We start from the raw sequence: 23566 nt of genomic DNA, 5'->3' as shown, positions 1-23566 counted from the left end.
AATAAAGGTATAAAGTCTAGTTAATAGCAAGGTGAAAAAGTTAATTTTGAAGCTATAATATGGTCATGCCACTTCCTAATACAACTAAAGTGAATCGAGAGCCTGAATAGCATGAATGGCTCAATCATAAGAAAAAGGAAGTTCTAAGAACTACCAAAACTTCACTCTATATGAAACATTTGAATCTAAACTCTAAAATATATATCTATTATTATAATGGATATAATCAATAAATATGTAAGTAGATTTTCATAAAAGTATGGACGTGTTAAAATGTAAAGATTGATGTCTTCCTTTTTTTATTTTTAATGATAAGAAAGGAAGCGACATATATTTAAAATTTTATTTATAGCATTTGTAAAGTCCGTTTATCGTAGGTATGAAACTCATATTTTCATATTAGACTAAAAAGCGTGATAAATAATCAAACAACGATATATTCAGCTTACTGAAAATGACCTGATAACTGTAATTAAATAGTTATCGAGATCTATATTTAGTGTGTGAGTATTCCAATTTATAACAAGCAATTAACGAAGATTTAGCAAAACATGTTACGGCATTTCAAAACGTAACAATTTTCGGAGGATAAATAATGGAAACATTTAGATTATCAGATGCACAAACTGAAGTAATTAATAAAGAAAAATTTTACGAAAATACTAGTATTAATAATATAGCCGGTATCATCACTATTAAAGAAGATTTAAAATTAGAGACAATAGAAAATGCTATGAATCATATAATAAACCAAAATAATAGTTATAAAATAAGGGTTACGAAAATAAATTCTGAATATAGACAGTATGTTGATAAATTTAAAAAAAAGCAGTTTGATTATATCGATTTTACTGATGATAAAGAGGGTTACGATCGATGGATTAAGCAACAAGTCAAAAAGAATATATTTGCAACGGATAGTGAATTATTCGAATTTACGATATTAAAACTACCTGACAAAAATCTAGGTATATTCTCCTTACACCATCATATTATTTCGGATGGATGGAGCACGACATTAGGTGGAAATGCTTTATGTGAATATTTAATTTATGGAATTCAAGAAGAAACTTCTAAATTTTCATATTTAGATTCTGTTAATAATGAATTAAATTATAAAAACTCAAATAGGTTTGAAAAGGATAAACAGTTCTGGTTTGAAAAATTGAAGGGTTTTGAAAATAACGAGTTGTTTCAAAATAAACGAGTAACTAATGGTCAAGGAAGCAGACAAAGTTATGTTTTATCAGAAAGATGTACTCAAGATATCAAAGCATTTTGTGAAAGTAACAAAATGAGTATTAGCAATTTATTTTCTGCCGCTATGCTTATTTTAAAACATAAAAAAACTGCATCAAATAAAAATTCAGTCGGTTTATTAGTGCATAATAGAAATGAACCGTTTGAAAAGAACATCATAGGCGTGTATGCACGAATCTTACCAGTTATAGTAGATATCGATAAGCATGCTTCAATTAATCATTTTCTAACAACAGTAAAAATAGAAACTTTCAATTTACTTAAACATCGAAAATATTCTTATAAAGAAATAGTGGAAAATAATGGAAACAAAAAAGGGTTATTAGACTGTACAGTTTCATTTCAAAAAACGCAATATAATTCTGATTTTCTAGAAAAAGGTTATTCAGATGAATGGTTTAGTTCTGACACTCATAATGTTCCGTTAGGCCTAAATATAAGTAATAGAATAGGTAATAGCATGATAGATATAGATTATAATTATCAAACAGATATTATGAATGAAGTTGAAGTCATGAATTTGCATGAAGATATCATGGGAATTTTAAAAGTCGTAATAGAAAATCCAAATAAAGCGATTAAAGATATAGATATTTATACCGATAAAAGTCAATAAAGCATTGAATACTAAGTCGTAGAATTTAAAACATAGACAATTATAAAATTTGAATGAGAGTGTTCAGAAAATAATCATTTTCTGAACACTCTTTTTTAATTATAAATCATTTTCTGAACAGTAGAGTAATTGGACGTAGTTTATGACCATTACATAAAAAACAATTGTAAATTTTTAAAACAACAATTATTTACAACTAGTAATTATAATTAATATTTTCTTTATAAAAGTTCGTATTATAACTTTAATTAATATGTTATCATAGAATTCTGATAATTAATAATTATTAATTGTGCAAATGTTACGATATATATATAAGCTAGGTTTTATAATATGTTTTTGTTGTGACATTTAAAATTTTGTTTTACATGAATTTACCAATTGATCCATTTATTATCGAACATATTTTTATATACGTAACGACTCAATCAATTATTATATTGCTTCTTGAACAACGGTTAAACATAAAATGAAACATTTAAGTATTATTACCAACATTTTAAACAATAACTCGAATGGAAGGATGACATGTAATGAGCAATAACGTTTTAGATATTAGTTCTTTAGAAATAGACCATGTACTTGCAGGAGAAACGGAAATATATATTGTACCAATCGTTGCACCAGTATTGAGAAAAGGATATTCCAAAGGAAGTGCTGTGGAATCTTTCAAACAAATTTTATGTTCCTCTAAAATTGTGCAATCTTTTGATGTGACGATAGATCACAATGATGAAAATGAGCCTTTTAAAATATTTGAAGATCAAGAATACTGTGTTACAGACTTAACTTCCTTACATAACATAAAAGAAAATAAACGCCTTGACTGTAATTTTGGTTTAAGGATTTATATACCACATGAAAATGAATTTAAAGTGAACGTTATAAATAATGAAATCTTAAAAGAGCTAAACATACCTGATTTTGATATTTCTGATATCAGTAAGGGCTTAAAATTTGAAATGTTACAACCATTGAAAGATGCGATTATAAAACAAATTCAAAATAAAAATAAACGTGGTGCTAAGCAAAAATTCTCTAATGAAAAAAAGAAAAAACACATTATGTCTATTAACAAAAACGAAGATTTTTCAGACATTCAATTTTTAAAAGATAATCTATATAGCACGCTGGATTCACTTATAGATAAAGTTTATTTAGATGATGAAAATTTAGAATTTAGAAGTATTGTCGATGACAAAGGTTATAATGACAAAGTATTGCCAACTTACCAAAAGCTTGAGCAATTAACTGAAGATGACTTTAATAAAACAAAAAATGACAAATTAGTAGTTTTACAAAAAAAGAGAGAAGATATTATAAACGGTATATTCAATCAACTTGTTACTGATTTATGGAGCAAAAGTATTGAAGCGGATAAAACGCGTAATTATAAATCGAATGATTCTCAATATCATAAATCATACACACAAATAGAAAGTAAATTCCAAGAAGATTTAGGTGTTATTCCAAATAAAGTTGAAGAACAAACTAAAAAATTAGAAAAAGAATTTGAAACAGGTAAAAATGAACGTAGCGAAAAAGCACGCCGAGATATGCAAGAAAAAATAGAAAGAGAAGAAAGACCTATTTTAACAAATCGTATTCGTGAATATGAAAAGACATTATTAGATAAAACAAAAAATGCCTATCATAATCAAATCAAAGTATTAGATGCCAATGTAAAAAACAACTATGATTTGCATATTTCTAAAATTGTAGATGACATCGTCCAACATCATCAAGAGACGATTGATACTAAAAAGTCGGAACTTCAAAATATTATGGAAAAAGATGTAGAAACATTAGTTCAAAAAAGAAGTGAAGATGTCGATAAACTTAGAGGCGAGATTAGTAAGTTAGAACAAGACTTAATTCATAACGAATCAACATTTAATGAACGTTTAGATTTGGCAGTGAATCAAAAAGTAACTGATTATGAATTAAAAGACTCACAAATGACAGATGAAATTAATTGGCTAAGAGTAGAATTAGAAAAATCGAAAAGAGAAAGCACTGATAAAGATGAATCAATCCGTTCTAAAGAAATGGAACTTCAAAATAATAGAAGTCATTTAGACCGCTTAAATCAACAATTAGAACAAAGTAACCAAACAAGTTTAAGTATTTCAGCACGTGCAATGGAAATTAAACAACAAGCTTTAAGTTTTTCAAATAATGATTTAAATCAATCGAATTTTAATAAAGGTGTTGAACCGCAAAACATCGATATAGGCAACTTGTTAGACGATGATGTTGAAAAAGCAAAGCGCTATGAACGTAGAAAAAAACCAACATTCTTCACTTGGTTAGGTGGTCTCTTTTTATGTGCCTTGTTAGGTTCTGGTACTTTGTTTGGTAGTCACGTAGCTAATGCCCAAGAAAAACATGACAGCACTACAGACACGCAAACTAAAGTTCAAAATTCACACAAAACAGAAGAGCCACAAAAGAAATAATAATGTTTAGAAGCACCTATTGTTAACAAAATAGTAGACCCAATAGATAAATGAGCACTAGCTTAATAACGCGGATCAATATTAAACAATATGGGAGTGAAAACAATGAACCAACAAAAATTAGAAGAATTGAATCGACTTGCAAAGGGTACAGAAAAAGAAAAAAAAATTGCACTTACCTTTGGTTATCAACCAATCATTGAGGAATTAAAAAAAGATGATAATAAAGAAATTGTAGATTTTGCGCAAACAATGGATGCAAATGAAGATTTGAAATTATATAAAAACAATATTCAATACAAGCGCTCTAAAGAACAATTTCAAAAAGATTTAAAACAAGCAACACAATATATGTATGCTACGTTAATATTAATTAGTATTGCTGTAGTATCTATATTTATTGCTGTGATTATCTTTTTTGTTAATCCAATTACGACTGTGTCGCCATTTATTACAATTACAGTGGTAGCGATGTTAGGTTCACTCGTTACAGTTATACTTTCTAAGCGAACTGGAGTTTCCTATAACAATAGTAAGCAATCACTAGCAAAATCGGTATATTTACTCAATATTTCACGATCTAATTCACAATCGTTACAAGCACAAATCAATAATAAGGAATAAGTAAATCTAAAAAGTTAGAACACCATACATACTATGATTTTAACGCCATGAATAGAATTTCTAGTGAGCAATGAGCTAGAGGGATTTGATTTAATATTTATATAAATATTAAAATTGATACTAGGATATAAGTCCTAGATATAAAAACGACTGTTAATTTTTAATTAAAAAATTAACAGTCGTTTTTTATATTCAAAGTAATTTGAGAAGAATTTGTTTATATTACATAGTGGTCAATGAAAATCTCTGATATACTCAAAACTTGCATTTCTTTTCATATTTACACTTATTAAAATGGAGATACATCATAAATTAGTATAATGAGTGTTACTTAATTATTAATTTCTATAACGAGCTATTTAATATTTTACTGTTTTTATTCAGAACTTTAATGCATTAGAAAAATTATTTCTAAATATTAATTTATGGTATATTAACCGATGATGATTTGAATTTGCATTAATTAAAACAATTAACTTAAAGGATGATAAAAATGAAAGTAGCTGTAGTTACAGGAGCAAGTAGTGGTATTGGATACGAAACAGCTAAAGCTTTAGCTAAAAAAGACTACTGTGTTTATGCTGCTGCAAGAAATTTAGAAAATATGAAATCTTTATTAGCTTATAACGTGAAAATAATCCATCTAGATGTGACAGACCAAACTTTAATTCATAATTTGGTTGATCACGTCCTTAATATAGACGGCCATATAGATATTTTAGTTAACAATGCTGGGTATGGGTCATATGGTGCTGTTGAAGACGTATCAATTGAAGAGGCAAGAAAACAATTTGAAGTAAATTTATTTGGCTTATCTGAGATAACGAAGGCAATTATACCTTCAATGCGTCATCAAAATTCAGGAAAGATTATAAATATCTCATCTATCGGTGGACGTACGCCTAACAATTTTGGATCTTGGTATCATGCTTCAAAATATGCTTTAGAAGGGTATAGTGAAAGTTTGCGCTTAGAGCTGTCTGATTTTGGGATAGACGTTATTGTCATTCAACCTGGTGGTATAAAAACTAACTGGGCTCCAATTGCAGCTAACTATTTAGAAACATCTTCAAAAGGTGGCCCATATGAAACGAAAGCTTCAAATATGGCACAATTGATGAATAAACAACATCAATCCGGCATGTTTTCTCATCCTTCTGTTGCTGCGAAACGTATTGTTAAAATTATAGAAAACAATCATACAAAACCACGTTATACAGTTGGATTGATTGCCAAACCTATGCTTTTTTTACATGCTATATTACCGATTAGAACATTTGCTTGGCTACTTAAAAGAGCGATTTCTAAATAAATTGATTTAACCATTAAATTTAGTATAATTCAGTTAAATGTTATTTCAACCAGACAGTAACTTATTAAAATAAAACACAAAAATATATATTCACGTTGAACATAGGGTATAGATAAGTAAACAAAGATATTGTATTTTTACACTATGGGTATTACACTTAAATAAACATTGAAATGAATTGGTGCAGTTATTTAAAGATATTTATTCTTGAATTTAGTCTTTAATACATATAATAAAGACATCAAGACGATTTGATTTCAATCCATCAGTGGCGATATGTAAGTAGTTTATAAGCAGTAAGGGTTTGTAAAATGCGCATAATGTAGGAGGGATTCAAATGGTTATTCGTGAAAATAAACGTATCAAAGTTAAAAGATTGAATGAAACACGTTCTAGCGGTATTTCTGTGATGATTGAGGAAGGTGGACTAGGAGCCGATCAATATTATCAAATAGAAAAGCAAAACACAAAAACTTCAGAAGAGCATTTACACCAATTTGAAAATGAAGTGAGCGAAAAGAGTGACATTGAACTTATAGATTTATTAGTTGTAAATGCAAAAGAGAACACAAACACAGATTACAATGAAGCGTTGGAAGTACTTCAAGAAGAGATATTGAACCGTATGAAATAGTGTTTGAATTTAATTTCAATTGAATAATAAGGTTAGTAAATTAAGGCTATTGATAGGGTTATTATAACTTTATCAGTAGCCTTTTTAGTGAGAGAGGGGACTAAAGTGTGTCTAGAATATTAAAAATTATTAGAAATATAAATGACAACATAAAAATGAGAGCGGAACAGAAATCAAAAGTTGAAATTTGATTACGTATTGCCGCTCCCACTAGGTTTACTAGATATCAGACTGCTACTGTGCAATTGTTAATTTGTACTTACAGCATAGCATGCTGTATTTTTATTAGCCATTTAATTCTAATGGATTAGGTCCAATTCTCTTATTTTCGTTTAATGCATCAATACGTTCCATTTGATCAGCTGTTAATGAGAAATCGAAGATATTAATGTTTTCTACTATTCTATGAGGTGTAATTGATTTAGGTATTGTTACGATACCATGTTCAATATTCCATCTAATAACAACTTGTGCTGGAGATTTTCCAATTTCTTCTGCAATCGCATTGATTGTTTGATCTGTTAAAATCTCCGCGTTCATTAATGGAGACCATGACTCCGTGTATATAGATTCAGAATCTAAGTAAGTTCTCAATTCTTGTTGTGTAAAGTAAGGATGAAACTCGACTTGATTGATGACAGGTTTAATAGAAGTTTGTGATTTTAACACTTCTAAATGTTCAATATTGAAGTTACTTACACCAATATTTTTAACTTTGCCTGATTCATATAAAGCCTCCATACCTTTCCAAGTTTCAATCATGATAGACTCATCTGTGCCTGGCCAATGAATAAGGTAAAGATCTAAGTAGTCTAGACCTAAGTTATCTATAGAAGTTTGATATCCTTTTTCTACATTGTCTTTGCCAAAACTATCAAACCAAAGTTTTGATGTGATAAATAAGTCTTCTCTTTGAATACCAGCTGCCTCGATACCCTCTTGTATACCACGACCCACCATTTCTTCATTTCCGTAAACTAAAGCGGCATCAATACTGCGATAGCCGTTGATAATCGCGTGTTTCACTGCATCTTTTGCAGTGTCATCATTTTCTACTCTAAAAACGCCTAAACCAAGTTGAGGCATAGCATTACCGTTATAAAAGTCAATATATTGCATAGTTGTTCCTCTTTTCTGTGTTTGATGTAAAAATATTTTTAAATAATGTTTATATTAGTTATATTACCGATAATTAAGTGAAAATGTAAGTACGCACTTTAAAGTAACCTGAATCGCTATTTTATGAATAATTATATTTTTAATTGATTTTTAAGACCGCTGTGATTATAATATATTTATAAAAAATGTTACCATTAAATTCACCATAAAAAGCCCTCACTACTGGAGAGAATAGTGAGGGCTTTTTATGGTGTGGCTTACGTTATCGCCTATTGTTTTTCGCCACGATTACGAAGCCATTGTGCAAACATGGCGATGATGCAACCACTGATGATTGTGGCAAAGACATTTATAAAAAATGCTACCATTCTAGCTCACCCCCTCTCAACGTCTAAATTGACGCCTGAGAGATAGGCGACATCCATATTATATATTAGGGATTAGGCGACTTTATCATATGTTTGATTTTGTCACTTTATGCTCAAATATTTCCTCAATTATACAAAATTCAACAATTATCATTCTCAATTTATTTAATTTCTTCTTAAAACAACATGTACATTGTATTCGAAAATCATTATACTTAAGAACATGTTTATTTTTAAAACAACAAGGAGTTATACAAAATGAGTATCATTAAAAGAGTATTTCGGAAAGAAGATTTATCCCGTTATCAAAATAAAGAGTCAAATTTAGAGCGAACACTTCGTGTGAGGGACTTTTTAGCATTAGGCGTCGGAACGATTGTATCGACTGCTATTTTTACACTACCAGGTGTCGTAGCTGCAGATCATACAGGTCCATCTGTGACACTTTCATTTTTAGTATCAGCTATAGTAGCGGCACTTGTAGCTTTCGTATATGCTGAGATGGCTTCTGTGATGCCATTCGCAGGTTCAGCTTATACTTGGATTAGTATATTGTTCGGCGAGTTTTTTGGTTGGATAGTAGGGTGGGCGCTTATTGCAGAGTATATTATTGCAGTTTCTTTTGTAGCATCAGGTTTTTCAGCTAATTTAAGAGGGCTTTTAGACCCCTTCCATATATCATTGCCAGACATGTTGTCTAATTCACTTGGAACTAACGGTGGCATAATGGATATTATTGCAGCAATTGTAATTATTATCACAGCACTGTTGTTAGCGAGAGGTGCATCAGAAACAGCACGCATACAAAATATACTTGTTGTGTTAAAAATATTAGCGATTTTATTATTTCTTATCGTAGGTTTATCTGTTATTAATATTGGAAACTACATACCATTTATTCCTGAATACAAAGAAACAGCAACAGGCGCCTTTGGTGGTTGGCAAGGTATTTACGCAGGCAGCTCAATTATTTTCATTGCTTATATCGGTTTTGATTCTATTGCAGCCAATTCTGGAGAAGCAATTAACCCACAGAAAACAATGCCTCGAGGTATCTTAGGATCACTACTCATCGCAGTTGGATTATTTGTTGCTGTATCACTCGTATTAGTGGGTATGTTTGATTACTCAGCATACAAAGGTAATGCAGAGCCAGTAGGCTGGGCACTACGTATGAGTGGACATGGCACAGTTGCTGTTATCGTACAGGCTGTATCAGTCATAGGTATGTTTACGGCACTTATTGGTATGATGCTTGCCGGTTCACGTTTACTTTATTCATTTGGCCGTGATGGCATCCTTCCGTCTTGGTTAGGGAAATTAAATAAGAAAAATCAACCTAATCGTTCTTTAGTGATCTTAACGATTGTAGCAGTAATTATTGGATCTGTATTTCCATTTGGATTTTTAGCGGAATTGATTTCAGCAGGTGCGCTCGTCGCATTCATGTTTGTGACAATTGGAATTTATGCATTACGTAAAAGAGAAGGTAAAGATTTACCAGAACCAGCATTTAAATTACCACTTTATCCTGTTATGCCGATATTTATCTTTATCTGTGTATTTGCAGTATTTTGGGGATTAAGCGGACAAGCTAAATTCTATACATTGATTTGGTTTATGATTGGTATGATATATTATTTGTTTTATGCCATTAAGATGAATGGTCAGCAGAAATAAATAGTTAAGTATTGGTCAATGTATAAATACACATTTTACCCCTAGACTCTATAAAACAAATGACACCCCCCTTCACTAGTAGATAGAGTGAAGGGGGGTGTCAGTAATATTTTTTAATATAATGAAGTAATTTGTTCTATGAGTGTAGTTGGTTTTTCAAGTAAAAAAGTACAAAAACTCTGCTTGAAATTGGTATCATATACTGAATTTTATTCATGAAATAAACTCCAACACATTTTAAGTTGTTTTGAATATATTCGTTTTATATCCACCAACTACTAAATCGACTGAGAACATGCATCCTGCCGTCGGTTCTTGGCTTCTTTCATACGCATTTAATGGCGCTAATGCCGTAGTCATAAATAAAGTTTTTAAATTTTCTCCACCGAACGCACAAGAAGTAACAGTAGAAGTTGGTAAAGTAATACTGTGTGTCCATTTTTTATGGAAAGGATCGATTTTTGCTACTACGCCTCCTTTGAATAAAGCAACATACAACATGCCTTCCTGATCTATTGTCATGCCGTCGGGTAAGCCATCTGATTCTTTAAAGGTATAAACAGTCTCTTCATTTGAAATTTGACCAGTTTTTGAATCATAATTAAATTGACAAACTGATTGGTTAGCAGAATCAATATAATACATAATGTTGCGAACAGGATCCCAATCTAGCCCATTAGAAAGTGTTACTTTCTCTTTTGCTGTTTCAATATAAGAAAAATCCTTTTCTACGCGATAAAGCTTTGCAATTTGGCCATGAAATTCAGTTTGAGTGCTATCTTGGCTTTCTTTAAACAATCTAAAGTCATCGTTAACTGTCCCTGCCCAAAGTCTGCCTTGAGGATCACACTTAGCATCATTTAAAAGTATTTTATTATTTAAATCCACTGGTTTGAAAATCTCTTTTAATAATTCTTTTTCTAAATCATACAGATAAAACCCATCTTTCATAATCACTATAAGTTCATTCTGTGAATATTTAGCAAGTGACATTGGAGATTTCTGAAGTTGGTAAAAAGTATATTGATTAGAGTGGGGATAATATGCACAGATTTTATTTTCTATATTGTCTATCCAAAATAAGCATTGATTTTCGTCGTCCCATAAAGGGCCTTCTCCAAAAGTTGATTGTACGCTTTCTTTTAGTAATTCAGCTTTCATAATGTTCCTCCTAATTTTTCCATAAAAGTGTTTTATAGGAAATCACCTTATAGTAAACAGATTGTTAATAAATGAAAATACTAATAGAGATGTAGATTAATTTAGACTCGTTACCTTCTGCTTATAAGTTGTGCTATTACATTCGAGATTGGTCATCTTTCAAAGGATTGATTTTCTATCATATATATATGATAGAAAATCAATCCTCAGTTCATTTAACACTCATAATTTAATGAATGTAAATAATTTCTTGGAATTTTAGCAAAAGGAATACCAAACCATTTTGTTAAGTTGTGTTCTTGAAAACCTTGTACTTTACCTTACTTCGTTTGAACAATTGAATGATTATTCATTACAAATACATCTCCTTAATCATGTGTGTAAGTACATGATTTTATTTGCGCTTTATGTTAAATTTCATTCGCTTTAAAATTAAGAAATAACTCATATAGTAATAAGCTATACTTTAATAATATACTCTTTAAATTTAATTTATAATTATTCAAAATAGTCATAGAAATTATTTAGCCACTCTATATGATTTTCTTCTCTTTGGATTGCATAGTCTAAAACAAGATAATGCCCATAATTCACTTCTCGATTCTCTTTATTTCCAAATAATATAGTACGACGTTCTTTTAAATTAATTAACTTAGATTGATGCAATTGGATTTGTTCTTGGAACATAATAGGTAAGTTTGGATCATTTTTATCAGAAATAAAAAATAGTTTCAAATGAAATTCATTTTTATTTACAGACAACTCAGGTGTTGGTGAAACAATCCAATCATTTAGCATTTTTAGCCCTTTATCTGTAATGAAGTATATTTTTTTTTCTAATTTTTCTCCTGCTATTATTACTTCTTTATCAATTAAGGTACGTTCATTTAAGTTTTTAAGTTGGGGATAAATTTGACTATGGTTTGCTTGCCAAAATTCGCCAATATCCTTTTCAAATGATTTTTTAATATCATATCCAGATAAACTTTGATTTTTTAAAAGACCTAGCAATACGTACTGTAAAATATTTTTTTGAGCCATGGTAGCCTCCTTGACATTTTTTCTTAACAAGCATAACATATAAGTGTAAATAATAACATGTAATTAAATACATGATTTCCAAAGGAGAATTTTTTATGACTAATAATTTTAATGAATTAAATGATTTTTTAGGTACACATCTTATTTATACTTATGATAATGGTTGGGAATACGAGATGTATGTAAAAAATGATAACACAATTGATTACCGTATACACGGTGGTATGGTAGCAGGAAGATGGGTGAGAGACCAAGAAGCGAATATCGTTAGATTAACTGATGGCGTTTTCAAAATCACATGGACTGAACCAACGGGTACAGATGTTGCTTTAGATTTCTTACCTAATGAAAGTATAATGCATGGTACAATTTTCTTCCCTAAATGGGTCGAAGAACACCCAGAAATAACGGTTACTTATCAAAATGATCACATTGATCTTATGAAGGAGTCTCGTGAAAAATACGATACTTATCCTAAATATGTAGTACCCGAATTTGCTAAAATATCTTATATTGGTAATCCAGGACAAAATAATGAAACCGTAATTAGCGAAGCACCATATGATGGCATACTAGATGAAATACGAAATGGTAGCTATTATGGAGAAAATAAATAATCTAATTTTATTAATGGAAATATTAATTTAATGCATTTTATATGTTTTAATATTTTGTTTTTGCTATGATTAATCGATATTCTTAAGGAGGATTGATTATATGTTCATTGCACAAGCCAATTTTACAGCTAATATAGAAGATAGAGCTGTTTTAGATAATAAAGCACGCCATGCCAAAGATGATTTTTCAGGATATGATGGCTTAATAGAAGCCGAAGTTTGGAAAAATGAAACAAAATCTAAAATTTCATATTCTATTGTATCTAAGTGGAGACAAAAAGAAGATTTCCAAGCGTGGCTTTCACGTCCATCACATATTGAAGAGCATAAGCATATGCGCAAGGCAGAAAAAGAAAACACTTCTTCAGTAAATATTGAAAAAGAAATAAAGCAATTTGAGTTACTAGATATATAAAATATAATCTGTAATTTCCAAGAAATAATAAAGGCGCCTCTTTCTTAAAAGAAGCGCCTTTATTTAATAAGTTCTAATATTTCCTATATGTGAATTTTAAAATTCGTTTTTTTATAAATAACAAAAACACATACAAAATATGTATGTGTTTTGATCGTTTGTCTTAATTTTATTTGGATATAAACTTTCAAGCCATTCATCTTCTGATAATAATACTGCTATTTCTCTTTTTTTAATTCTTTCGATTTTGTTGTCTTTCCTGCACCCATTTTTCCTGATAAAAAAATAAAGTTCCTAAATTATTCAAATTAATCAGCCTCCTAATTTCTACGTCTCTTGATATGATATAAAACCAAGTAGTCTAATTTGTTTAATTAAGTAAATTAAAGGTATTAATATAATAGGACCTCAGCATAACTATTTGTTTCACACTTACTACTGTTGGCATTAATTGCTAACAGTAGTTTTTATTTTAATCCTCGAATATTCTTAAAAGATTTAAACAAACCCACAAAATCAAAATAAAAAGTATATAAGGAACGTTTTAAAAGTATAGTTATTAAGAATTTATTTTTTATCTTTTTCAGAATTTATAGTAATGTAAAGGATAAAAAACAAAAAATAGCTGAAGCTACAAAATAGAAAACACTCATAGTAAAATCATCACCTTTAACTTACTTTTAGTTTATTAAATATTATCTAATTGAAACTATACAGCATTTTTAATCACTGTTTTGTTACTTTGAACGTTTTCTCTAACTGATTAGCTTCTTTCGGCATATTTACTAAGTTTGTGCTTATTTTATATTAGGCAATCTTCGATTTCGTATGTGCATGCTTGCCTAGGGATATGATTCGAACATGTACGCTCTATTATATACGATTCTATGAAAACGCTTACTATTAATTGTTGTATTTTAGTCACTAATTTAAATTTTAATTGTAAATTAATTTTTTATTAGAATTATTACATTTTTAAAGTAGTAATCCTTTTGCTAGTAAGGAAGAAGCATTGACTTATCTAAATTTTTAAAGTAGTCTGATTTTTGGTAACGGTTGCATAAATAGTTTGGAAAGAGGTGAGCAAATGAATATTGAAGTGTTGAAGGATTATGTTAATAATGGTCAACTTTCAGTAGGCATTGAATTTGGTTCGACAAGAATTAAGACTGTAGCAATTGACCCCGATTGCAATACAGTTGCGACTGGTTCTTATGAATGGCAAAACCAATATGAAAATGGCTACTGGACCTATTCAATGAATGATGTCTGGGTAGGTATTCAAAAAAGTTATAACGAAATGGCTCAAAAACTTAAAAATCTATGTGGTACACATATCACTCATTTGTCATCTTTAGGCATTAGTGGGATGATGCATGGTTATTTAGTTTTTGATGAAAATGATGATTTGTTAGTACCTTTTAGAACATGGAGAAATAACAATGCGAACGAAGCTGCTAAATTATTAAGAAATAATTTTAATGTGAATATCCCTGAACGTTGGAGTATTGCCCAACTTTATCAATCAGCTTTAAACAACGAAGCTCATGTATCCAAAGTAAATTATATGACAACGCTAGCAGGTTATGTGCATTGGTATTTAACAGATAAAAAAGTATTAGGTGTCGGCGATGCATCTGGCATGTTTCCAATTAATACTGATAAAAAAGAGTTGCGGCAAGATTTAATGGAACGCTTTAACACACTATTTCATGGATTAGGCTATCAACAAGATATTAAAGATATTTTGCCAGAAGTAATTGTAGCAGGGGAGTCAGCGGGATATTTAACAAAAACAGGTGCTAAATTGATTGACCCTAACGGCCAACTGGAATCAGGTTGTCCAATGTGTGCACCTGAATCAGACGCAGCTACCGGTATGGTTGCTACGAATAGTGTCGCTCCTAAAACAGGTAATATTTCAGCAGGAACAAGTATCTTCTCCATGATTGTATTAGAACAACCAATCAAAAGTGTATATCCCGAAGTAGATATAGTAACAACGCCGGATGGTTATGATGTTGCTATGATTCACGCGAATAATTGTACCTCTGATATCAATGCATGGATTGGACTTTTTGAAGATGTATTTAGAATAATGGACGTTAAATACGATAAAAATGAGCTGTTTACAAAATTGTTTGAAAGCGCTTTTAATGGAGATGAAGATTTAGGCAAGTTATTATCATACGGATACATCTCAGGTGAATTTATCACAGATGTAAAACAAGGCTATCCAATGTTTTTACGTCATGTTGATAGTGAATTTAATATCGAAAACTTTATGAAAACACACATTTTTAGTGCATTTAGTACTTTGAAAATAGGTATTGATTTATTAAAAGAAAAAGAAAATATTCAAATAGACAGCATGTTAGGTCACGGAGGCATTTTTAAAACGGAAAAAGTAGCGCAATCGTTTTTAGCAGCTGCATTAGAAAGTCCGGTTAGTGTGATGAAGACAGCAAGTGAAGGCGGCGCATGGGGAATAGCTGTTTTAGCACGCTATTTGGTAGAAAAACAGCATAATAATTTAACCGATTATTTAAATATCCATGCTTTTAAACATACTGAGCAATTTACTATAGAACCTAACGAGAAGGATATTATGAGTTTTAAAAAATATATTCAACGTTTCAAATCATCTCTTCAATTGGAACAACAAGTAGATGAACACGCTTAATTTAAGGCGTTAGTTACAGTGAATAAAGCATATTTTAATAAGTAGGAGAGAGATTAGTGTGGAATCATTAAATGCAGATAAGGCAAAGCAATTTTTAGGTTTACCCAGAACCTTGATTTGGGGTTATGTTGCAATAGCCATCTTTATGACAGGTGATGGAATAGAACAGGCCTTTTTATCTAAATACATTGTTAATATTGGATTTGAAGCCCATCAAGCTTCTACTATTTTAACGCTTTACGGCTTAGTAGTAGCAATCGCATCATGGCTTTCTGGTATTTTAGCAGAAATTTTCAGCCCTAGAAAAATTATGATATTAGCCTTCATTATTTGGATTGTCTTTCATGTTGGTTTCTTGACTTTAGGTATAGAGCAACATAGCTATACAATGATGCTTATTATGTATGGTATACGAGGCTTTGCTTATCCAATGTTTATTTACAGTTTTGTTGTGTGGATTACATATTCAGCACCACGACACCGTTTGGCTTCTGCGATGGGATGGTTTTGGGCCATGTATTCTGTTGGTATAGGTTTCCTAGGAACGTATATACCTAGCTTTTCAATTCCTTGGATTGGCTTCATGGGAACATTGTGGTCATCGATAATCTTTATTTTAATCGGTGGATTAATGGCAATGTTTTTAGTTAAGGATAAAAAAGGTAAGAACAAAGAAGCAGATAAACTAACACCAAAAGAAATGTTAATTGAATTCGCTAGAGGTATTACCATCTTGAAAAATCCTCAAATAGCAATTGCAAGTGTTGTTAGAACGATTAACCAATTAGCCCTCTTTGGCTTAGTCGTTATTATGCCGATTGTATTTACAGACACTGTAGGATTTACAACATCAGAATGGTTACGTATATGGGGGCTCATGTACATTGTAACTATTTTTACTAATCTATTTTGGGGTGTTGTTGGCGATAAGATCGGTTGGGTTCGACAAGTCCGTTGGTTTGGGTGTATAGGTATGGTTGTTTCAACCTTAGCCTTTTATTACTTACCAATTTGGGCAGGACCTAATATTTGGGTTGCTGGCAGTGTAGCTGTTGTGTTTGGTTTTGCTGTAGCAGCTTTTGTACCGATGTCCGCAATTTTCCCTATTTTAGAACCTAATCACAAAGGTGCTGCGGTTTCTATTCATAACTTGTCTGCAGGCTTAAGTAACTTTGTCGGTCCTGCTATTGCAACAATAACAGTTCCCATAGCAGGACCTGAATTAACCATTTGGACATACGCAATTATTTATTTTATAGGATTTATTTTAACGTTCTTTATGAAAGTTAACCAACCTAATCATTAATTAAAGAAAGGTGATATATTATGACAAACGTTTTAGAACAATTTAAATTAGATGATAAAGTAGCAATTGTAACAGGGGGTGCTATGGGGCTAGGTAAATCAATGGCTACAGCATTAGCACAAGCAGGTTCACATATAGTCATTGCAGATATTAATATCGCAGTAGCTGAAGAAACAGCAGAAGAAATAAAGAAAAATGAAAATGTTGAAGCAATAGGATTAAAAGTGGACGTTACAAATCCTGAGGCTGTTAATAAAATGGTCGAAGATGTTTTAGAGCAATTTGGTAAAGTGGATATTTTAGTTAATAATGCGGGGATGACAATTAACGCAAAAGCAGAAGAAATGTCATTTGAGGATTGGAATAAGGTCATTAATTTAAACTTAAATGGCATATTTTTAGTAGCACAAGCTGTTGGCCGTGTCATGATTAAACAAGGATATGGTTCAATCATTAATACATCTTCAATGTCAGGCTTAATTGCAAATAAACCTCAAGAGCAAAGTTCTTATAACGCTTCAAAAGCTGGAGTAATCATGTTAACGAAAAGTTTAGCAATGGAATGGTCAAAATATAATATCAAAGTTAATACAATTGCACCTGGCTACATGAAAACAGAACTAACAAAACCATTCTTTGATCAAGGTGGAGAAATGATTGAAGATTGGATGGGCTTCACACCAATGGGCCGTCCTGGTATGCCAGACGAACTTGGTGGTATCGTTGTTTATCTAGCATCTGACGCATCTTCATTTGCTCAAGGCAGTGTATTTACTATTGATGGTGGTTATACGGCACTTTAATTCAATATATTAAAAAATGTTAATTAATCAATAATAGAAATTGCTTCAAAGTAACTGATATGAGGCTAAGACATAATATATGTCTTAGCCTCATTTGTTATATTGGCAGTAGCTAACTGAATTGAAAACACGATTATATTAAGCTTTTAAAGCACTACTATTTTATTTATGAAGACAAGTAGTTCTTATGCAAGAGTCTTAACTCTTATGGGATAAGTAATAGTGGAAGACCACAGGATGAAGCGGGAAGTCATTGGAAAGCGTGCACAAATCAGTGTAGACAGTCTAAGGTAGCTCATAGAGTTACCTTTTTTATTTGGATTGACGTCCCAAGACAATATAAATATTATCGTTTTCATTTATAAACCGATACAATAATCTTAATTATGATTAAAGGGGAATTTACAATGGATATTAAACTGATTGTTGCAGACATGGATGGAACATTTTTAAATAATGATAGTCAATTTAATAGTGAATCGTTCCAATTGTTAAAAGAAAATTGCGAGAAAAACAATATTCGATTTGTGTTTTGTACGGGGAAACAATGTGAGCGTGTCGAGAGTATTATTGGAGATTTAGCACAGGATACGTTTATCGTAGGAGATAGTGCCACAAGAATTAAATTTAACGGTGATTTTATTTATAATGCCACGATTGAAAATAGTAAAGCTAAGGAAATGATTCAAGTAATTAAAGATATAGATCCAACGCAAACAGTACTTGCATGCACCGCATCAGGTGCGTATGTATTAAAAGATACACCAGAATCAGAGAAAAAATTGGTACATGGATCTTTTCAAAATGTAATTTATCTTAATAATTATGATGAAATTGAAGAAGATATTTTAAAAATTTCTGTACATGATGCGACAGGTAAGTGTAAAGAGACTGCTACCCAAATTAAACATTATGAGTCGGAGGTTTATATTATCGCATCTGATGAAGCGTGGATTGATATTGCAGATTTAGGAGTTAACAAGGGAACGACGATTAACCGAATTCAAAGTTTACTGCAAATCAGTCCATCAGAAACAATTGCATTTGGTGATGGATTAAACGATATTGATTTATTTAAAGCAGCTAAATATAAAGTGGCTATGGATAATGCTTACCCAGAGTTAAAAGAAGAAGCTAATTTAATAGCTATAAATAATAATGCTGATGGTGTTGTACAAACATTGAATTTATTATTAGATTTTAAATAATAAATATATATAATAATTTTTAACAATAAATAGTTATTTCTGTGATATTATCTATCTAGTGTATATGTTTTTTTATATATGAATTAGATAAGATGGAGGCATAGAACATCATGAGTACGAAGCAACAATCAGGTAACAAATTAATTTTAGCTATTGTGTTAAGTATATTAACGTATTGGCTGTTTGCCCAATCGTTTATAAATATATCTACACCAGTCCAACAAACATATCAAACAACGCCTGGTATTATTAACTTATCAGTGAGTATCACTTCTTTTGCAACTGGTGTCTTTATGGTTGGAGCAGGTGATGTGTCAGACAAAATCGGACGACTCAAAATGACCTATTTAGGAATCATTTTAAGTATTATCGCATCATTATTAATTATTATTTCCGATATTACGACACTGCTTATTATTGGAAGAATCATTCAAGGTATATCAGCGGCCATACTATTACCGGCAACAGTGGGTGTGTTGAAAGATCAATTTGAAGGTAAGGATTTACGTAAAGCGATTAGTTACTTAATGATTGGAACTGTTGGAGGCGTGGGTATAGCTTCAATGGTTGGTGGATTTATCGCTACATATATCAACTGGCAGTCTAACTTCATTTTGTCTATCATTATCGCCATCATAGCTTTTGTGCTATTACTTGGTACTAAAGAAGAAGCAAAGGAAATTATCGATAAGCGACCATTCGACTATATAGGTATGTTGATCTTTGCTGTTTTAATAGGGAGTATCACCTTGTTTGCAACGCAAGGTTTTGAACAAGGCTGGACGAGTCCCTTTTCAATTATTTGTGCTAGTGTATTTATTATTTCTATAATTGTATTTTACTTTTCCGAACGTCGAAAACGTGTTCCATTTATTGATTTCGCATTATTTCGTAACCGTGGGCTCGTTGGGTCCTCTATGGTTAACTTCGTACTTAATACAGGTATAGGTACGACTACAGTATTTAATATATATGCTCAGACTGAATTGGGCCTAACACCATTTCAATCTGGTTTAGTGACAGTACCGTATGTCATCATGGCAGTGTTAATGATTCGCTTAGGGGAAAAAATATCACTGCGTCATGGCGGTAAACCAATGTTACTTGTAGGGCCATTATTTCCTGCAATAGGCATTATTTTCGTTAGTTTAACCGTATTGCCATCTGACTGGTATATTGCAGCTGTAACATTTGGTTTTGTTATTTTTGCTATTGGCAATGGCTTGTGTGCGACGCCTGGTTTAACTGTAGCCATTTTGACGATTCCAGATGAAAAAATCGGTCTAGCTTCAGGTCTGTATAAAATGTCTTCTTCACTAGGTGGGGCGTTTGGTATTGCAATGAATACGACAATATTTACTGCGGTACAAGTGACGCATAGTGCAAGCGTCGCAGCGACTTGGTCTTTCATGGCCAGTATAATGTTAATGATCATTGGTGTGGTTTTAGCGAAGATTATTATACCGAAACATATAAAAGCTTAGACATGTGTTAAACACTACGCGAAAAAGCCAATTGTTTCTATGCAACTGGCTTTTTTATATTGTATTTTATAATTGGTTACCTTCATTAGGAATAGGATAATCCTTGAAAATTTTGGCTAAATGTATTGTATTATAGGCCAGCATTTCAACGTGTTTTTTGGTAAATTCATTTACGTGCTCAATGTCTAAATAAGAAGGGCCTGGTCCTGCTTCGCCAACCCAATAAGCGTCAACATTTGGAGGGATTGTTAAGCCAATATGAGAGAGCGCGTATAGGATTGAGGCCGCAGCATTTTTTGCGCCATCTTCATTACCAGTAATAATGGCACCGCCCACTTTATTATAAAAAATGGATTGACCATGCTCATTGGTTAAACTTGTGCTACCATAAAGGCGTTCAATGGCAAGCGTTGCGATACTACTTTTCTCACCTAGCCATAAAGGTGTCCCAATAATTAAAATATCTGCATTTTTAATTTTTTCTAAAATGAGAGGCCATTCGTCTCCGTTGCCCATATCATCAGAAATGCCATAAGAAATATCATAATCACTTAACCGAACCATCTCACTATTTACATTTTCTTTGTGATAGATATCAGTGACTTCTTTCGCTAATCCTTCTGTATTGGATATTTCATCACCGTGTTTTAAAGATGCATTTAAAATAATTGCTTTCAAGGTCATAACTTAACCTCCATTTTTATCTTTTTATTTTAAATATTAGATAGAAGTAATAACTCATTTTCTCCAATGCGTGGCAAACGTTTTGTTTCGAATGTAAATCTGCATTAAGTGGCATGTACATCACCTACAGTAGCAGCATGGTTGAAAAATTTTACTTGCATTTTATTTATATTTAAATTAAATAATGGTTTAGTTTGATCGCCTGCGATTTTGAATTCTGTCTTAAGATAAGAATTATTTTTAGCAAATGAATATTTTACTATATATTTATCGCCATCTTTAAAATACTCATATTTGTAAAAAGTAGTTACTAAACGTGCGAGTTTTTTTAAGTATTTATCTTTTATATAACGATTTACACCAAGATGTCCTGTTTTTATATATATTTTTTTTCTTAAAAGAGATAAATCTTTAGAGCATAATAAACTACAAAATAACTCTGGATCTTTTTTAATAATACTTTTTATAAAATCTTCTATACATTCTTCTATTTTCATAATTATCACACCTAAACTTTGAATTTTATATCTTAGCTTTGGAATTGAAAATTTAAAACTGTAATGGAAATTGTTAAAAAAGGCGTTTATACAAAAGTAATATATTGAGTCGCTTGTTTATTAGACATGAATTTTAAAAGTTATATTGAAGATTGAGGAAATATACTTATTTGCTTTTATAAACGTATATATTGTGAATAAAATTTAAAATATTCAAAAGCGCAAGAAAAATTACTGTTATAGTGTATATATTCCACAATTTTTGTATATTAAACTTTTTACAATAAACATGTATTATATTTATTGTTTTGTATAACAATTAAAAATGCTCCCCAATTCAAATAGAATTGGGGAGCATTTTTAATTGGTTTAAGGTTTTAAAATTACTTTAATATTATTATCTTTTTTCTGATCGAATATTTCGTAAGCTTCTGCCGCTTTATCTAATGGCATAGTATGTGTAAGAATGTCAGTTGGATCAAATGTACCTTCACGAATCATCTCATATAATTTTGGCATAAGATGAATCACCGGCGCTTGACCTGTCTTAACTTGAACATTACGGTTAAAAATCAAATTAAGTGGGAAATCATCGGCGGGTGTTGCATAGATACCTGTTAATTGAATCGTACCAAATTTACTTACAGCTTCTGCGGCAGTATCAATGGGACTAATTGTGCCACGTTGTGCAGAATCCGGACTCAAGTCACGTTCAGATACTTTGACTTGGCCATCCATGCCTACGCAATCAATCACGACATCCGCGCCACCGTGCGTAGTATCACGCAGTAACTTGCCGATTTCTTTTTCTTTATCAAAATTATAAACTTCTACTTGGTTATATTCCTTGGCATGTTGCAGTCTGTGCTCAATATTATCTACAGCGATAACACGTTTCGCACCTTTAAGTTTTGCGAATTTTTGTGACATAAGGCCAATTGGACCACAACCTAAGATGACAACTGTATCACCTGATTTAACGCCAGAATGTTCTACACTCCAATATGCAGTAGGTGCTACATCAGATAAAAATAACACATCTTCATCTTTCATATCATTGTCTGGAACGATAAAAGAAGAAAAGTCTGCATAAGGGACTCTTAAATATTCAGCTTGGCCGCCCCAATGGTTACCGTGCATACTGCCGAAACCAAACAAACCACCATTATCCATTTTCCAATTCGCTTGCTCTTGATTTGAATTATCACACTGTGATTCCATTTCGTGATTGCAATAGTAACAATCGCCACAGCCTATATTAAAAGGAATCACTACACGATCACCTTTTTTAAGCTTTTTAACGTCTTTACCAACTTCTTCAACGATGCCCATTGGTTCGTGACCAATGACAAATCCTGGGTCCATCATTAAATCACCTTGATGATATAAATGTAAATCAGAACCACAGATGCCTGATGCCGTTATTTTAATAATAGCGTCTGTTGAAGCTTCAATCTTTGGATCACTTACTTGCTTAACTTCCATTTGTTTTTGACCTTGAAAAGTAACAGCTTTCATAAATAACGCCTCACAATTTTATAGAATTTCTCGTGATCAAGTGGCATAAATATAATCTGTTTCTTTCAACATATTCC

General features: G+C 31.4%; 20 protein-coding genes. 13 read left to right on the top strand and 7 right to left on the bottom strand.

The window, feature by feature from the left end; translation table 11 throughout:
* The first annotated feature begins 595 nt into the window (after nucleotides 1-595).
* The 5 genes from ACA31_RS00825 to ACA31_RS00805 all read left to right on the top strand — a co-directional run bounded on the left by ACA31_RS00825 (nucleotide 596) and on the right by ACA31_RS00805 (nucleotide 6905).
* Complete coding sequence (locus ACA31_RS00825) at nucleotides 596-1876, top strand: condensation domain-containing protein (RefSeq protein ID WP_057511498.1); 1281 nt, start codon at nucleotides 596-598, stop codon at nucleotides 1874-1876.
* 533 nt (nucleotides 1877-2409) lie between these two features.
* Nucleotides 2410-4335: a hypothetical protein gene (locus ACA31_RS00820; RefSeq protein ID WP_057511497.1), complete on the top strand. Its 1926-nt coding sequence runs from the start codon at nucleotides 2410-2412 to the stop codon at nucleotides 4333-4335.
* A gap of 105 nt (nucleotides 4336-4440) precedes the next feature.
* On the top strand, nucleotides 4441-4959 hold the full coding sequence (locus ACA31_RS00815; RefSeq protein WP_057511496.1) for a hypothetical protein: 519 nt from the start codon (nucleotides 4441-4443) through the stop codon (nucleotides 4957-4959).
* Nucleotides 4960-5452: 493 nt separating this feature from the next.
* Nucleotides 5453-6271: an oxidoreductase gene (locus ACA31_RS00810; protein WP_057511495.1), complete on the top strand. Its 819-nt coding sequence runs from the start codon at nucleotides 5453-5455 to the stop codon at nucleotides 6269-6271.
* Nucleotides 6272-6608: 337 nt separating this feature from the next.
* Complete coding sequence (locus ACA31_RS00805) at nucleotides 6609-6905, top strand: hypothetical protein (RefSeq protein ID WP_057511494.1); 297 nt, start codon at nucleotides 6609-6611, stop codon at nucleotides 6903-6905.
* A gap of 285 nt (nucleotides 6906-7190) precedes the next feature.
* Here ACA31_RS00805 and ACA31_RS00800 read toward each other — a convergent pair whose 3' ends face one another.
* Together ACA31_RS00800 and ACA31_RS13185 are read right to left on the bottom strand one after the other, a co-directional pair.
* Nucleotides 7191-8024 (bottom strand): aldo/keto reductase, encoded by an 834-nt coding sequence (locus ACA31_RS00800; RefSeq protein ID WP_057511493.1) that lies wholly within the window; start codon nucleotides 8022-8024, stop codon nucleotides 7191-7193.
* 269 nt (nucleotides 8025-8293) lie between these two features.
* Nucleotides 8294-8392: a type I toxin-antitoxin system Fst family toxin gene (locus tag ACA31_RS13185; protein ID WP_156393378.1), complete on the bottom strand. Its 99-nt coding sequence runs from the start codon at nucleotides 8390-8392 to the stop codon at nucleotides 8294-8296.
* Nucleotides 8393-8650: 258 nt separating this feature from the next.
* Between ACA31_RS13185 and ACA31_RS00795 the strand changes: the two genes are divergently transcribed.
* Nucleotides 8651-10072 carry an APC family permease gene (locus ACA31_RS00795; RefSeq protein WP_057511492.1) on the top strand — a complete coding sequence of 474 codons (1422 nt, stop codon included), beginning with the start codon at nucleotides 8651-8653 and terminating at the stop codon, nucleotides 10070-10072.
* Nucleotides 10073-10309: 237 nt separating this feature from the next.
* Here ACA31_RS00795 and ACA31_RS00790 read toward each other — a convergent pair whose 3' ends face one another.
* On the bottom strand, nucleotides 10310-11233 hold the full coding sequence (locus tag ACA31_RS00790; protein ID WP_057511491.1) for an SMP-30/gluconolactonase/LRE family protein: 924 nt from the start codon (nucleotides 11231-11233) through the stop codon (nucleotides 10310-10312).
* A 498-nt stretch (nucleotides 11234-11731) separates the two neighbouring features.
* On the bottom strand, nucleotides 11732-12274 hold the full coding sequence (locus ACA31_RS00785; RefSeq protein WP_057511490.1) for a PadR family transcriptional regulator: 543 nt from the start codon (nucleotides 12272-12274) through the stop codon (nucleotides 11732-11734).
* Nucleotides 12275-12369: 95 nt separating this feature from the next.
* On the opposite strand from ACA31_RS00785, the gene ACA31_RS00780 reads away from it, so the two are divergent.
* The 7 genes from ACA31_RS00780 (at nucleotide 12370) to ACA31_RS00750 (ending at nucleotide 20790) form a co-directional block, all read left to right on the top strand.
* The gene (locus ACA31_RS00780) at nucleotides 12370-12891 is read left to right on the top strand and encodes a phenolic acid decarboxylase (RefSeq protein ID WP_057511489.1); all 522 of its coding nucleotides are present in this window, start codon (nucleotides 12370-12372) and stop codon (nucleotides 12889-12891) included.
* Between the two features lie 100 nt (nucleotides 12892-12991).
* Nucleotides 12992-13306, top strand: coding sequence for an antibiotic biosynthesis monooxygenase family protein (locus ACA31_RS00775; RefSeq protein WP_057511488.1), 315 nt, complete (start codon nucleotides 12992-12994; stop codon nucleotides 13304-13306).
* Between the two features lie 1087 nt (nucleotides 13307-14393).
* Complete coding sequence (locus tag ACA31_RS00770) at nucleotides 14394-15989, top strand: xylulokinase (protein WP_057511487.1); 1596 nt, start codon at nucleotides 14394-14396, stop codon at nucleotides 15987-15989.
* A gap of 58 nt (nucleotides 15990-16047) precedes the next feature.
* On the top strand, nucleotides 16048-17295 hold the full coding sequence (locus ACA31_RS00765) for an MFS transporter (protein WP_057511486.1): 1248 nt from the start codon (nucleotides 16048-16050) through the stop codon (nucleotides 17293-17295).
* 20 nt (nucleotides 17296-17315) lie between these two features.
* Nucleotides 17316-18098: a glucose 1-dehydrogenase gene (locus ACA31_RS00760; RefSeq protein WP_057511485.1), complete on the top strand. Its 783-nt coding sequence runs from the start codon at nucleotides 17316-17318 to the stop codon at nucleotides 18096-18098.
* A gap of 407 nt (nucleotides 18099-18505) precedes the next feature.
* The gene (locus ACA31_RS00755; protein ID WP_057511484.1) at nucleotides 18506-19306 is read left to right on the top strand and encodes a Cof-type HAD-IIB family hydrolase; all 801 of its coding nucleotides are present in this window, start codon (nucleotides 18506-18508) and stop codon (nucleotides 19304-19306) included.
* A gap of 107 nt (nucleotides 19307-19413) precedes the next feature.
* Nucleotides 19414-20790 (top strand): MFS transporter, encoded by a 1377-nt coding sequence (locus tag ACA31_RS00750; protein WP_441296187.1) that lies wholly within the window; start codon nucleotides 19414-19416, stop codon nucleotides 20788-20790.
* Nucleotides 20791-20856: 66 nt separating this feature from the next.
* Here the strand turns inward: ACA31_RS00750 and ACA31_RS00745 are convergent, their stop codons facing one another.
* The 3 genes from ACA31_RS00745 to ACA31_RS00735 all read right to left on the bottom strand — a co-directional run bounded on the left by ACA31_RS00745 (nucleotide 20857) and on the right by ACA31_RS00735 (nucleotide 23489).
* Nucleotides 20857-21474 (bottom strand): flavodoxin family protein, encoded by a 618-nt coding sequence (locus ACA31_RS00745; RefSeq protein WP_057511482.1) that lies wholly within the window; start codon nucleotides 21472-21474, stop codon nucleotides 20857-20859.
* Nucleotides 21475-21578: 104 nt separating this feature from the next.
* Nucleotides 21579-21971 (bottom strand): hypothetical protein, encoded by a 393-nt coding sequence (locus tag ACA31_RS00740; RefSeq protein WP_057511481.1) that lies wholly within the window; start codon nucleotides 21969-21971, stop codon nucleotides 21579-21581.
* A 369-nt stretch (nucleotides 21972-22340) separates the two neighbouring features.
* Nucleotides 22341-23489 carry an alcohol dehydrogenase catalytic domain-containing protein gene (locus ACA31_RS00735; protein ID WP_057511480.1) on the bottom strand — a complete coding sequence of 383 codons (1149 nt, stop codon included), beginning with the start codon at nucleotides 23487-23489 and terminating at the stop codon, nucleotides 22341-22343.
* Nucleotides 23490-23566: the final 77 nt, after the last annotated feature.

It is taken from the genome of Staphylococcus sp. NAM3COL9 (genome assembly GCF_001431205.1).
GTDB lineage: Bacteria > Bacillota > Bacilli > Staphylococcales > Staphylococcaceae > Staphylococcus.
This window is presented reverse-complemented; position numbering and strand designations above follow the sequence as displayed.

Coding starts and splice junctions, on each gene's coding strand:
- ACA31_RS00770 (WP_057511487.1), top strand. CDS start 14,394: ATGAATATTGAAGTGTTGAAGGATTATGTTAATAATGGTCAACTTTCA.
- ACA31_RS00780 (WP_057511489.1), top strand. CDS start 12,370: ATGACTAATAATTTTAATGAATTAAATGATTTTTTAGGTACACATCTT.
- ACA31_RS00800 (WP_057511493.1), bottom strand. CDS start 8,024: ATGCAATATATTGACTTTTATAACGGTAATGCTATGCCTCAACTTGGT.
- ACA31_RS00820 (WP_057511497.1), top strand. CDS start 2,410: ATGAGCAATAACGTTTTAGATATTAGTTCTTTAGAAATAGACCATGTA.
- ACA31_RS00810 (WP_057511495.1), top strand. CDS start 5,453: ATGAAAGTAGCTGTAGTTACAGGAGCAAGTAGTGGTATTGGATACGAA.
- ACA31_RS00790 (WP_057511491.1), bottom strand. CDS start 11,233: ATGAAAGCTGAATTACTAAAAGAAAGCGTACAATCAACTTTTGGAGAA.
- ACA31_RS00785 (WP_057511490.1), bottom strand. CDS start 12,274: ATGGCTCAAAAAAATATTTTACAGTACGTATTGCTAGGTCTTTTAAAA.
- ACA31_RS00825 (WP_057511498.1), top strand. CDS start 596: ATGGAAACATTTAGATTATCAGATGCACAAACTGAAGTAATTAATAAA.
- ACA31_RS00760 (WP_057511485.1), top strand. CDS start 17,316: ATGACAAACGTTTTAGAACAATTTAAATTAGATGATAAAGTAGCAATT.
- ACA31_RS00815 (WP_057511496.1), top strand. CDS start 4,441: ATGAACCAACAAAAATTAGAAGAATTGAATCGACTTGCAAAGGGTACA.
- ACA31_RS00795 (WP_057511492.1), top strand. CDS start 8,651: ATGAGTATCATTAAAAGAGTATTTCGGAAAGAAGATTTATCCCGTTAT.
- ACA31_RS00755 (WP_057511484.1), top strand. CDS start 18,506: ATGGATATTAAACTGATTGTTGCAGACATGGATGGAACATTTTTAAAT.
- ACA31_RS00775 (WP_057511488.1), top strand. CDS start 12,992: ATGTTCATTGCACAAGCCAATTTTACAGCTAATATAGAAGATAGAGCT.
- ACA31_RS13185 (WP_156393378.1), bottom strand. CDS start 8,392: ATGGTAGCATTTTTTATAAATGTCTTTGCCACAATCATCAGTGGTTGC.
- ACA31_RS00805 (WP_057511494.1), top strand. CDS start 6,609: ATGGTTATTCGTGAAAATAAACGTATCAAAGTTAAAAGATTGAATGAA.
- ACA31_RS00735 (WP_057511480.1), bottom strand. CDS start 23,489: ATGAAAGCTGTTACTTTTCAAGGTCAAAAACAAATGGAAGTTAAGCAA.
- ACA31_RS00740 (WP_057511481.1), bottom strand. CDS start 21,971: ATGAAAATAGAAGAATGTATAGAAGATTTTATAAAAAGTATTATTAAA.
- ACA31_RS00745 (WP_057511482.1), bottom strand. CDS start 21,474: ATGACCTTGAAAGCAATTATTTTAAATGCATCTTTAAAACACGGTGAT.